The following is a 12274-nucleotide window of genomic DNA, read 5'->3' as shown; positions in this document are numbered from 1 at the left end:
TTTACTCAATGTTTTTTGGTCAGAAAAAAAGAAGGACAGCGGAACTTTCCCCTGTCCTTCTATAGTTCGATTCCTTTGTTTTGTGTGAGATCATCGTTTATAATTCCAATCCCCTCTATTTTACCGGCTTTTATTTCTGGCTGAATAGATGGATTGGATGGATACGTTTTTCCATCAAATACTAGTTCCCGATACGCTCCCTTAATACCTCCTCCTGAAACATACATGATAATATCTTTCCATCCATTTGTTTCTTTATCACTTATTAGTATGGGATTCCTCACCAAGCTAAAGCGGGATACCATTTTATACTTGTTGTCTTCCTCCTGAAAAATGACGGCACTGCAGCCTCCTGTACCGCAAACGAGCGGGCCGGTCACAAACACGAATATTTCCGGTACTTGATCATTATTCAGGTCAACCCTGTTGTAAAAATATCGTAAGCTGCCGCCGTCCTCTACATCGAATAATTCTTTCAATGCTGTCTCTAATTTAGCATTTCTTTCTGTTTCTGATTGTATATATGTAACCTGACTGAGATCCAGCTGGTGTGCACCTTCCACCGTGCTGGCTTGCCCGGCCAATACACCCGTTAAAAGAGACATAACCACTAAACATCTGCGAAACATACACATACCTCCAGAATTTTGATAGTTATTATTCCAGAAATTCCATTCCGTATTCATTGTATCCCCTCCCCTGAGAGAGTTACTCAGTAGAGGCCCGTCCCAGAGTGCTTTAACGCGTTAACGCACTCTGGGACGGGCCTTCAATATGGTCTTCAAAATAGCACCGCTTTCTTAAAAAGTTGCATTTACGAAGACAAGCATGAATATCTTTGATTATACAAGTGATTGAGGAGGATAATGATGAAGAGATGGGCATTATTGATGATTTGTATGATGATAGTAAGTGGTTGTAATAATGGGAAAGAAACGGCTTATGAATTATGTGGCGATGGACCGATGATGGTGATCGGGGGCAAAGAATATCTACGGGTCGACGCTAAGAAGAAGGTAACCCTTGGGGAACAGCTTGGCAAGATCAAGGAGCAAATAGACGAGAATTATCATCCGGTTGAGAATTTTTCATCGAACACGCTGGCAGCGGGATCCACTATCTACAGTGTGAAGGGGCATGATCATTATCTGGTCGCCAAAACACAAGATGAAAAATATGTATTATTTGAGTTGATAAATTAAATAAGATCTGCCGGGTAAGACGTTCATCGTTACTCGGCAGATCTCTTTTTCAATACTCACCACTTCTTCTAGTGGTGACCTTCGTAACTCTTTTCTTCACTAGGAGTTTGCTTTTTCGGGAAGTTCTTATCACTTTCGGTCCTCAACAAGTTAAAGCGTTAATGAAGTCTTGGAAACTTCATTAAAAGGGAGATATCCTCTTTCACTTGAGTCCCTATTCCCTGTCTATCGTCAATCCTTCTACAAATTTTCTCCCCATCAGTTTATCTTTTTTCCTGTTTTCTTTGCTTTCGAAGATGATGTCCAAGTCATAGTCTTCCGGGTAAAGTTCGGCTGCTGAGATATAGAGTGATAAACGTTTGTACGGGATCTCTCGTTTCTCATTTTTCACCTGGACAGTGTAGCATCCCATATCATCCGGACCTTCGTATACGATGCCTAATTCTCCTGCGGGTGAAATTTTGACATTATCCCCTTTTGAGAATTGAGCCACCACTGTTTTGGCCTGTTCCTTTTTGCTGTGATCTCTTTTTTTATATTTGCTGACGATGACCTGCTTCTCCATTTCCTTTTTCGCATCAAAGTCTTGTTCATCTGTGCTGTAGGTTTTTGATTCCCGATAAGTGATTCTATGTGCTTTTTCAATGATTGCAGGATGCATGCCGAGCTTCAAGGCAATTGAGAACGCCTGGCTTTCCCCGCCTTTACCAACGATGAGCCTGTAAGTAGGCTGCAGGGTTTCTATGTTGAATTCCATACTGCCGTTAATGAATCCTTCATGCTCTTCTGCAAAATGCTTGATTTCACTGTAGTGAGTCGTTGCGAGCAGTGTTGCCCCTTTTTCGTAAAGCTGATCGAGGATTGCGGTCGCAAGCCCCATACCTTCCATCGGGTCTGTTCCTGAACCGAGCTCATCCAGAAGTACCAGCGTCCGGTCGTTTGTATCCTTCAGGATCTCGATGATGTTTTTTACATGGGAGCTGAATGTGCTCAAGTTCTGCTCCAGGCTTTGCCCGTCCCCGATATCCAGCAAAATCCTTTCAAAGATGCTGATTTCACTTCCTTTATCTGCCGGTATGTGGAGACCGCATTGAGTCATAAGTGTGAGCAGTCCGACCGTCTTGATGGTGACCGTCTTCCCTCCTGTATTCGGCCCGGTGATGACCAATGCATGAAATGTGTCTCCCATCTTGATTGTCAGCGGTACAGCTCCTTTTCCTAATAAGGGATGGACAGCATTCTTTAAATGGATGCGGTGACTTTCGTTAACCCCTGCGCTCACTCCTTCAATCGTGCGGCTGTATTTGGCTTTTGCAAAAAGGACATCGTAATGAACCATTGTCTCGATGGCAAGCTTAAGCTGAGGTTCATAGGTCTGTACAAGGCCGGTCAAAGTCCATAGGATGTTTTCAATTTCCTGGTCCTCCTGCAGTTTATACATGAGAAGCTGATCCTGCTGGACGCTCAATTCTTCTGGTTCGATGTAGAGTGTGGAACCCGATGCGGAAGAATCCAGGACTGCCCCTTTCACTTTTCCTCTGTACTCCTTTTTGATTGGCAGAACATATCGTCCGTTCCGCTGACTGACGATTGCCTCCTGCAAGAATGATTTGTACTTGGCTGATTTGACGATGGATTGAATTTTGTCCTTTAACCTGTCTTCTTGGATACTTAGCTGCTTTCGGATGCGAAGTAATTCTTTGCTTGCATAATCATCGACCCGCCCGTTCCTGATGCAGCGGTTGATTTCATCTGCTACTTCGGGGATTTCTTCGATGGAATATACATATGCCGACACCCTTGGCGCTAAATATTGCTTGTCGTCCATATACTTCTTCAGCTTTTTGCAAGCGTCGAGAAAATAGTAAAGACTAGTCAATTGATCAGGCCTTAATGGGACACCTTTGTTTAAATTGGCAACAATTTTTTCCACACCGTCCATTCCGTGAATCGGTACGCTGGCACTTTTTTCAAGGATCTGAACTGCTTCTGTCACCTCATCGAGACGCATCTCAATCTGGCGTTTGTTCGTCGATGGCACCATGTCCAATAATTCTTTTTTTCCTTCGTCTGTGAGGGCAAAATTCGTCAGTTCTTCCTTCACCCGTTGAAATTCCAGTGTTTGAAATGTCTTTTCGTTCAATGTTTTCTCCTCCAATAAATAAAAATAGACCACAACAGAACAATGTCCATTGTGGTCGTAATGACTTGTATACAAGGGTCCCTTTTAAAGGCTGCATTGATATACATGTGTCGCTTCACACGCCCTTTTGTACACAAAAAGAGCTGTGCACAAAAGACACAGCTCTCCTGAATAAAGGGATGTATAGGCTATGACCATTGTTCTTAACTACATTTTGCAGGCACAGCTAAATAAGCGTATCATCCGCCTTAAATTTCGAAAGACGAATGCCGGCAAAATGTCCGTATTCTTTTCACGGTTAGTTAAGAACGACACCTAACATATAACATACTCCCTTTTTATACAAAGATAAATTCACATCATCATTGTATGATGACGGTCAGAAAATGTCAACATCAGGCCCGTCCCAGAGTGCGTTAACGCGTTAATGCACTTTGGGACGGGCCTTTAGCTGATTAAAGAACTTTCTTCCCTTTTGTAACGTAGTCTTTCATGATGGATTCAGGGACCAGGTTACCTCCTGTTGCCCATACCAAGTGGGTTGCACGGCTTAATTCATTTCCAGTAAGTGATAAAGATTCCAGATGTGCCCGTATTTGGGGCATTGCAGGTCCGAGCATGCCCGCTAATGCAGATGGCTCTAGAGAGATGGACTCTGATTCATGTAAAAGAGCGAGCATTTTATACAGGTTTTCGTCGCTGACGGTATACACGCCGTTCAGGAGTTCTTGAATCATTTTCCCTGCAAGGGCTGATGGCCGGCCGACAGCTAATCCATCTGCTTCTGTGAGGTTGCTCAAGGCTATGTCCTGTACTGATATGCCTTCGTGTTTTCCGGAGGCAAGTCCCAGCAGCATACACGGGGAATTCACCGGTTCTGCAAAGTAGCAATGAACATGTTCACCGAATACATGTTTCAATCCGTACGTCACTCCGCCGGGTCCGCCGCCGACTCCGCAAGGTAAATAAACGATGAGGGGGTGGTTCTGGTCGACTTTGATGCCTTCGTGTGCGAACTGTTTTTGAAGTCTCAGCGCAGCCACAGCGTATCCCATGAATAGATCCTTTGAATTTTCATCGTCAATGAAAAAACATTGTTCGTCCGTCATACATTGCTTCCGTCCTTCCTCGACCGCATAGGAAAAGTCATTTTCATGTTCGATGACCTGGACACCCTTTTCTCTTAGAAGGTCCTTCTTCCATTGCTTGGCTTCTTGAGACATATGCACTGTCACTTTAAAACCAAGCGCGGCCCCCATTGTGCCGATGCTCAATGCGAGGTTGCCGGTTGAACCGACAGCGATGGAAAATTGTGAGAAAAAATCTTTAAAAGTGCTGTTTGCTAATTTAGAATAATCGTCGGTTTTTTCTATCAATTTGTATTTCAATGCCAGCGTTTCCGCCAGTTTCAGCACTTCATAAATGCCTCCTCGTGCTTTGATGGAGCCTGCAATCGGCAGCTGATTGTCGCACTTTAGCATCAACTTACCTGGTATGGTTGACTTGTAATAGTCTTGGAGTGCCTTCTGCATAAATGGCAGGTGTTTGATGGGGGATTCAATGATCCCGTTCGCCTTCCTGGTTTCAGGGAACACTTCTTTCAGATATGGAGCAAATCGTAATAGCCTCTGTTCTGCTTCTATGATGTCCTGCGATTCCACTGGGCTGAATGGTTTTAGCAGGCTGTTCGCCCAAAACGTTTCCTTCTTCCCTTTTAAATCTGAAAGCAGCTCCGTGTCTAATCCATATATTTTTTCCATACTTGGTTGCCTCCTTTATGTGATATCTTTTATTATGTAAAACATATCATATTTTGTTTGTGCAACAGGTCCCATTAAAGATCTCATAGGCCCGTCCCTCGATGCAGTAACGTGTTAACGCGTCGAGGGACGGGCCTTCTTCTAATATATTTCCTTTGTCATGAACATGCTGTTTGGATCTTTTCTATATCCGGCAAATGGTTCACAGTAGATGAATCCAAAGCTTTCATACAGTTTCCTTGCAGGTACGAATGCAGCCATCGATCCTGTTTCAAGGCTCAAACGCTTATAGCCCCGTTCTTTTGCCACAGCAATGATATAGAGAAGAATACTCTTCGACACACCTTTTCTTAAGTGTGAAGGAGATGTTTTCATTGACTTGATCTCCCCATGCCCAGGGTCGAGTTCTTTCAGTGCCCCGCAGCCAACCAGTTCTTCCCCTTCCCATGCACTCCAGAAAGTGATATCAGGCTGTTTCAGCCCATCCAGATTGAGGGCGTGCCTGCTTTCAGGGGGAGAATGCAGCGCCATATTTCGAAGGTGGTCCATGATCAGGTCGGATACTTCTTTACCGGTTAGGCAGTCTTGTTTGATTTCCACCGCTGTCTCTCCTTTGCGTACATTCAATTGCATTAATATTCTAAAGCAGCCTCATAAAGAATTCTACATGATCACTACATATACCTTCTGCGAATGGGAATGAGGAATCACCAATAATGAAAGCTGATCGTCTGGTTTGTCCGTAATCTAACAAGCACTTAGCTGCTTTACTCATGCAAGGAAAATGAGTAAAGTGAAACCATGAGTATCCATCATACGTATTTATTAGTAACGATTGTTTACACAGGAGGTATTAGCATGGCCGTCCTCATAGGCATACAATTATTTGTTATTGCGTTATTTTCATTGCTTGGCTGGGCAATCCGATATAAAAAGATGTACGGGTTGATTTCCGGCTTTGTCACCCGCCCTGAAGAAGAAAAGGAGGAACTGATCAAGAACGGGTATCCTCAGAAGACCGGTTCTTTACTGATCTTGACCGCATCAGGAATGCTCATCCTGCTCCCGCTTGTCTTCACTTCCTTCACTTACACGATGGAAGTGCAATTTGGCTTCATGATGATTTTTCTGATGGGAGGAATGATTTATTTATCCCGATATGAAGTCCCTGGCAAAAGAAAGCGAAGCTATTGGATCAGTTCCCTCCTTATGCTCGTTGTATTTGGTGTAATAGCGGGTCTCACTTTAGCGGGCTATCAGAAGAATGAGTTGATTGTTTCCGGGGATTCCTTCGAGATTACCGGCATGTACGGAGATATGTGGGAAAAAGAAGACATCGAAGAAATAGAACTGCTGGATGAAATGCCGGAAGTCACATGGAAAATCAATGGATTTGGGCTTTCAACGAAAGCAAAGGGTGTTTTTAAGGTGAAAGATTACGGAAGAAGCCTATTGTTCATAAAAAAGGAGTCTCCTTATATTTATATAAAAGTCGGGGATCAACATGTGTTCATTAATGGCGGTTCGCCAGAAGAAACACTGGAATGGTATGAGGAGTTAACAAGTTAACCTTGTTTCTATAATTATTCTAATCAACCGATTCCCAAGTCCTATCACCACTTAAGGACTCTTAATTTTGGACACAATAATCATTATTTGAGATAGTTAAATATAGATTCGACTACTAATCAAAGGGGATTCCCGGCATGATACCTGTTCTACTAATTCTATGTGTGATAATCCTGGCAGTCTATTTGGTTCTGAAATTCCACCCTGCTTTTGGACGGAAGCCATCAAAAAGCAAAGTACAGGCTTCACCTCAGTATTTTAACGGATCATTTAAGAATACGATCCCTACTTCTATGAGTACAGATCTGAAGACTTCCTTCACGATGATTCGGGATATGTTTAAGAAAAATGCAAACAGAAAGCCTAAGGATGCACTTTCGTTTACAAAATTCCCTGCACTCAGCCATCCGTATTATAAAACGAACATCACATGGTTTGGCCATTCTGCCTGCATGATTGAAATTGACGGAAAACACCTCTTTCTTGATCCCATGTTTGGTGATGGCCCGTCCCCTTTCCCTTGGTTCGGAGGCAAGAGATACAGTAGAAAATTACCATTCACATTGGAAGAGCTTCCAAAAATCGATGCCGTTGTCTTCTCTCACGACCATTATGACCATCTTGATTACGGGACGATTAAAAAACTGCGTGATCGGGTTGAACAATTCTTTGTTCCAATCGGAGTTGGAAGCCACCTTGAACGCTGGGGCATTGCCCCTGACAAAATCATCGAGCGTGACTGGTGGGAGGAGACCGACTTTAAAGGACTCACGCTGGTTTCTGCACCGGCAAGACATTTTTCCGGAAGGAGCTTACATGACCGGAACAGTACATTGTGGTGTTCCTGGATCATAAAAGGCAAGGATTCAAGTATCTTTTTCAGTGGAGACAGCGGGTATGGTCCTCATTTTAAAGAGATTGGGGAACGTTATGGCCCATTCGATCTTACCTTGATGGAATGCGGTCAATATGATGAGAGATGGGCACCTATTCACATGCTGCCCGAGGAAACCGTTCAAGCTCATAAAGATGTAAAAGGCAATCTCTTGCTTCCCATACACTGGGGAGCCTTCACTCTGTCCTTTCACGAATGGACGGATCCGATAAAGCGTGTGACGAAGGCCGGAGAGAAAGAGGGCGTTCGGATTTTAACACCGATGATCGGAGAAACTTTATTCGTGCATGGAGGTCCCTATTCTACATATAAATGGTGGGAGGATAATGGTGTTTAGCAAGCTCATCGGCTTGAAAAAAGCTCCCTATATCGAAATTTCGATGGGTTCAACCTTGAAGGAAAAACATTAAACCGCAGCTTTCCCTGCTATATCAATACTTGCTGAGAGCAATGAATCAATGAGTATAAAAAGTAAAAAACCCAGATCCGAATGGTTCTGGGTTTTTCTCCGTTTATATATATTTGCTACTGATGAAGGCTCTATTCAGTGTGCTAGCTAGTTTGCTTAGTATAAATTAGAATAATTATTAAAGGATCATAAATTTGGAAAATGGACCGTATTTTTTCAAAATAGATCATAAATCTACAGAATGGAACGTATTTCCGAAAAATGGATCATAAAATTCGAAAATGGATCATAAACCAGTGAGCACGAGATATAGATACATCGTCTTGGCGCGATCCTCCCTTGCATATCCATCTTTTACAGCATTATCTTAAATATAATCAGTAATAGATTAATTTATTGATAGCCATCCTTTTGTTCTTCAATAAAAACCATTAGTATTCACCTGTAAAACACTAGTTGATAAAAAAGTAGAGTCGCTTACTTTTCTCTCGACACGGAACCTGTCCCCTCGTCCTGCTTGGTTAGCGTAAAAAATGCAGCTGCTCCAAGCAGCGCAGTTGAGAATAGGACGGTGCCCATCGGTACAGCAGTTGTTTCGTCTATGCCGACAAGCGGTGCGACGAGTGAACCAACAACAAGCGGCAGCATGCCCAGCATGGCGCTTGCGCTGCCCGCACGGTGGCCCTGTTTTTCCATAGCCAGTGTAAAGGTGCTTGTCAGAATCATACCCATTGATGTCATATAAATGAAGATCGGGATGACGAGTGTCGCAAGCGGCCCTTGGATGATGGTTGCAATAAGCAGGACAGAAGTGGCGCTAACAGCTGTGACCACGGCGATCCGGAGCAGGTTTCTTTCCGGGATGATATCGCTGAATCGTCCGATCATGAAACTGCCTGAAATGATTGCGAGTCCGTTAATGCCGAATAGGATACTGAACGCCAGAGGCGATACTTCATAAATCCCCTGGTACACGAACGGAGTGCCTGCAACATAGGCAAAGCTTCCGCCATGAATGAGTCCAATCGTAAGCACATAGCCGACAAACGTACGATCCGTCATCAGACTACCCATCGTTCTGAGTGAAGCGCCAATTGAACTCGGGATCCTTTTTTCAGGTGGAAGTGTCTCCTTCAACTTCATGGCAATCGTCAACACAATCACCAAACCTATCAAACCAAGAAAATAGAAAATCGTATGCCACGAGGCAAACGGCAACAGCAGGATAGCTCCACCTGTAATCGGGGCAACCATCGGCGCAGTAGCATTGATCACCATTAACAGGGCGAAGAATTTCGTCAGCTCCCTCCCGCTGAACACATCACGCACCACTGCACGCGAAAGGACGATTCCCGCTGAAGCAGTGAACCCCTGGATAAAACGTGCTGCGATCAGCACCAGGATATTCGGTGCAAGCGCACAAAGAATCGAAGATACCCCAAATAGAAAAATAGAGATTAATAGAGGCTTCCTTCTCCCCTTTGCATCACTGATCGGGCCGATGACAATCTGCCCGATGGCGAGACCGATCAGACAGGCAGTCAGACTGAGCTGCACCATTGAAGCACTGGCGTTCAGGTCAGCTGAAATGCCTGGAAAACTCGGCAGATACATATCGATATTCAGTGGACCGAGGATGCCGAGCATGCCCAGTAGAAACGCGAGCCCGATCCGTTCTTTCCCGGTTGGTTGTTGGTTCATAGAATAAACACCTTTCTAAGCTTCCTATACTTGTACTAAATCTTTGTTGATTCTAGCAAAGGAATGAGGTGTTTACAATGTATTTGACTCGGGAAAAAAACGTCGGCCCACCCCCGAAAACTTTATCTTGATAAAGTCTGCAGGGAAGGGCCTTTGAGTCGGGATCTACAGCTGCTAATTTATTTGAATCGTATCACCATTGGTTTCAATAAAAGGAGTCGGTTCACCAAGGCTATATATATGAAGCTCGTGCATCGCTCTTGTACAGGCGGTGTAAAACAGGCGGCGCAGACTCTCTTCACCGTATTGACGCGATGATCCATCATGGATGATGACTGCATCAAACTCAATCCCTTTGGCTAAATAGGCCGGAATGACGACCACACCCTGCTCGTACTCGAGTGCTCCCTCTCTCATGATCTTGAGATCTTTCACATCACTCAGCCCTGAATAAGCAGCTTCACTTTCAGCAGCTGATTTGCATATGATTGCGATAGAATGGAACCCATTATTTTGCAGTTCTTGGACCCTCACTTTAATACAGTGATGAAGTTCTTCCTGACTCCCCACTTTTGTCAATGAAGGCTTTTCACCATCGCGTTCGAAAGCTGTGATTTCATGTCCTGCCGGTATCAGTCGCCGAGTAAATTCAATGATCGGCCGTGTGGATCTGTAACTTTGCGTCAATGAGATCGTGTCGGTTTCATCCTCTCCGTAGATACTCATCAACATATTGAAATCCACGTGTTCCGTCGCGTGAGCAAAGATTGCCTGGTTAAAATCTCCCAGCACCGTCATCTTCGCCGAAGGGAACAGCCGCTTAAGGAACTCGAATTGAAACGGAGAATAGTCCTGAGCTTCATCAATAAGTACATGTTTAATAGATGTATTCATCTTGAACCCCAGAATCAGTTCCTTCAACAACAGATAAGGGGTCGCATCTTCGTAATTCAACTTTCCTTCTAAAAGCATTTCCACCGTCAACCTGCTCATTTCACCCCAACCCTCTGGAAGGTCTCCATCCACCAGGGAATTGATGACAGATGGATCGGCAAAGAGTCTGTTGTACATTCCTTTAATATCTATGAACTGAAGGTTTTCGATTTTTTTCCGCAGACCCTTGAACCTCTTCTTGACAATCATTCTCGTCAGTACGTCTCTTTCCTCGTCATAATTATCAAATGACTTTTCTTCCGTATCATTTCTTCTATTCAGATACTTGAACGCCTTCTGATACTCCTCTTTACTCAGCAGCTCGATCTTCTCTTCCACCCAGGGCTTTGTGCGTTCGCGTTTTTCAGCTGCTTTAAGCTGGTCTTTCAGCCAATCCGTCAGTTTGTCGATCAGGTTGTGGAATTTGATTTCTGGCTCATACGAATAAAAGTGTTCGGAGATCTGTTCAGCAGTGACGATCGACTCACCTCTGAATCTGATTCCCTTGAAAATCATACCGGACGATTCAAGGGAGCGCCTGTAAGATTTAATTAATTCAAAGAAAGCGTTCGATGCTTTAAAGCGAATGGCCATCGAGCGCGGATCGTATGCGTCGTCTTCTTTGTTGATCAATACATATTCCAGCTGTTGATACGGATCCTCAACATCGAATTCATCACGAAGCCGGTGGTTCAAATAGTCCTGGAAAGTTACCTGCTCCATATTTTCCTCACCGAGTTCAGGCAGCACATTGGACACATAACTGCTGAACATCGCATTCGGAGAGAACAGGATGATTTGATCCGCATTCAAACTGCCGCGGTATTTATAGAGCAGGTAGGCAATTCTCTGAAGGGCCGCCGAAGTCTTGCCGCTTCCTGCTGCACCATGGACGATGAGCAGCCGGCCGAAGTCATGCCTGATGATCTGGTTCTGCTTCTGCTGGATGGTGGCGACGATACTGTGCATATAGTTGTCGGTCCTCTTTCCGAGAACCTGCTGCAATATTTCGTCTCCGATTGTGAGGCTCGTATCGAACATGGACTCCAGGGTCCCGTCTTTGATGATATATTGCCATTTTTTCTCTAGTTCACCATTCACCGTGCCACCAGGAGTTTCAAATGTTGCAGCTCCCGGTGGATAATCATAGTACACACTCGAGATCGGGGCACGCCAGTCATACACAAGAAAATGTTCTCCTGAATGGTCTGTCAGGGACCCTATACCGATATGAACTTTTTCTGCAGAAGATTCACCTTCTTCAAGAAAATCAATGCGCCCGAAATAAGGTTTTTCTTTCATCCGACCAAGTGAGGATAGCTTTTTCACCGCCTGCCGGTGTGTGCTCTGGCTTACAGTCAGGACTTGTGCCTGCTGCCTCAAACTTAGCACCGTCTCAAGAAAATCATCGAACGTATCCGTGTTGACCTTGACCTCATCCCAGAAGTTTTTGCGGATGTCCACGACTTCTTCTTGGCGTCGTCCGGTTTCATTTTCAAGACTGACTATTTGCTCTTTGATGGTCTCAATGACTCGATCCACACGTATTTGCTCACTGCGAATTTCAGGTTTCATTTAAGCACTCCTTTTCAGTCATAATTTCAGGGTTGACACATTGATTGATTATGATATATAATTATTATTGAGGTAATATGTTTTATT

General features: G+C 44.2%; 9 protein-coding genes. 3 read left to right on the top strand and 6 right to left on the bottom strand.

From position 1 onward, the window contains the following. Nucleotides 1-59: 59 nt before the first annotated feature. Nucleotides 60-686 carry a hypothetical protein gene (locus ACXAFV_RS20055; RefSeq protein ID WP_475129066.1) on the bottom strand — a complete coding sequence of 209 codons (627 nt, stop codon included), beginning with the start codon at nt 684-686 and terminating at the stop codon, nt 60-62. 183 nt (nt 687-869) lie between these two features. Here ACXAFV_RS20055 and ACXAFV_RS20050 point away from each other — a divergent pair, with 183 nt between their 5' ends. After that, nucleotides 870-1202, top strand: coding sequence for a hypothetical protein (locus ACXAFV_RS20050; RefSeq protein ID WP_475129064.1), 333 nt, complete (start codon nt 870-872; stop codon nt 1200-1202). 214 nt (nt 1203-1416) lie between these two features. Here the strand turns inward: ACXAFV_RS20050 and ACXAFV_RS20045 are convergent, their stop codons facing one another. The 3 genes from ACXAFV_RS20045 to ACXAFV_RS20035 form a co-directional block, all read right to left on the bottom strand. Continuing rightward, on the bottom strand, nt 1417-3345 hold the full coding sequence (locus ACXAFV_RS20045; RefSeq protein WP_475129063.1) for an endonuclease MutS2: 1929 nt from the start codon (nt 3343-3345) through the stop codon (nt 1417-1419). A 455-nt stretch (nt 3346-3800) separates the two neighbouring features. Beyond that, a complete protein-coding gene (locus ACXAFV_RS20040; protein WP_475129061.1) occupies nt 3801-5105 on the bottom strand; it encodes a D-serine ammonia-lyase in 1305 nt (434 codons plus the stop codon). A gap of 141 nt (nt 5106-5246) precedes the next feature. Then, on the bottom strand, nt 5247-5705 hold the full coding sequence (locus tag ACXAFV_RS20035; protein ID WP_475129059.1) for a GNAT family N-acetyltransferase: 459 nt from the start codon (nt 5703-5705) through the stop codon (nt 5247-5249). A 258-nt stretch (nt 5706-5963) separates the two neighbouring features. Between ACXAFV_RS20035 and ACXAFV_RS20030 the strand changes: the two genes are divergently transcribed. Together ACXAFV_RS20030 and ACXAFV_RS20025 are read left to right on the top strand one after the other, a co-directional pair. Next, on the top strand, nt 5964-6674 hold the full coding sequence (locus ACXAFV_RS20030) for a DUF3784 domain-containing protein (RefSeq protein ID WP_475129057.1): 711 nt from the start codon (nt 5964-5966) through the stop codon (nt 6672-6674). A 137-nt stretch (nt 6675-6811) separates the two neighbouring features. Then, complete coding sequence (locus ACXAFV_RS20025; protein WP_475129055.1) at nt 6812-7906, top strand: MBL fold metallo-hydrolase; 1095 nt, start codon at nt 6812-6814, stop codon at nt 7904-7906. Nucleotides 7907-8455: 549 nt separating this feature from the next. On the opposite strand, the gene ACXAFV_RS20020 is transcribed toward ACXAFV_RS20025, so the two are convergent. Next, the gene (locus ACXAFV_RS20020) at nt 8456-9679 is read right to left on the bottom strand and encodes a Bcr/CflA family efflux MFS transporter (RefSeq protein ID WP_475129054.1); all 1224 of its coding nucleotides are present in this window, start codon (nt 9677-9679) and stop codon (nt 8456-8458) included. Nucleotides 9680-9853: 174 nt separating this feature from the next. Then, nucleotides 9854-12187: an RNA polymerase recycling motor HelD gene (gene helD / locus ACXAFV_RS20015; RefSeq protein ID WP_475129052.1), complete on the bottom strand. Its 2334-nt coding sequence runs from the start codon at nt 12185-12187 to the stop codon at nt 9854-9856. Nucleotides 12188-12274: the final 87 nt, after the last annotated feature.

The organism is Rossellomorea sp. ABR4_012 (assembly GCF_056159545.1).
The sequence above is the reverse complement of the archived record's forward strand: the minus strand, read 5'-3'. Positions and strand labels throughout refer to the sequence as shown.

Excerpts from the sequence above, each read along its gene's own strand:
- ACXAFV_RS20055 (WP_475129066.1), bottom strand. The coding sequence starts at position 686 with ATGAATACGGAATGGAATTTCTGGAATAATAACTATCAAAATTCTGGA.
- ACXAFV_RS20050 (WP_475129064.1), top strand. The coding sequence starts at position 870 with ATGAAGAGATGGGCATTATTGATGATTTGTATGATGATAGTAAGTGGT.
- ACXAFV_RS20040 (WP_475129061.1), bottom strand. The coding sequence starts at position 5,105 with ATGGAAAAAATATATGGATTAGACACGGAGCTGCTTTCAGATTTAAAA.
- ACXAFV_RS20030 (WP_475129057.1), top strand. The coding sequence starts at position 5,964 with ATGGCCGTCCTCATAGGCATACAATTATTTGTTATTGCGTTATTTTCA.
- ACXAFV_RS20025 (WP_475129055.1), top strand. The coding sequence starts at position 6,812 with ATGATACCTGTTCTACTAATTCTATGTGTGATAATCCTGGCAGTCTAT.
- ACXAFV_RS20020 (WP_475129054.1), bottom strand. The coding sequence starts at position 9,679 with ATGAACCAACAACCAACCGGGAAAGAACGGATCGGGCTCGCGTTTCTA.
- helD (WP_475129052.1), bottom strand. The coding sequence starts at position 12,187 with ATGAAACCTGAAATTCGCAGTGAGCAAATACGTGTGGATCGAGTCATT.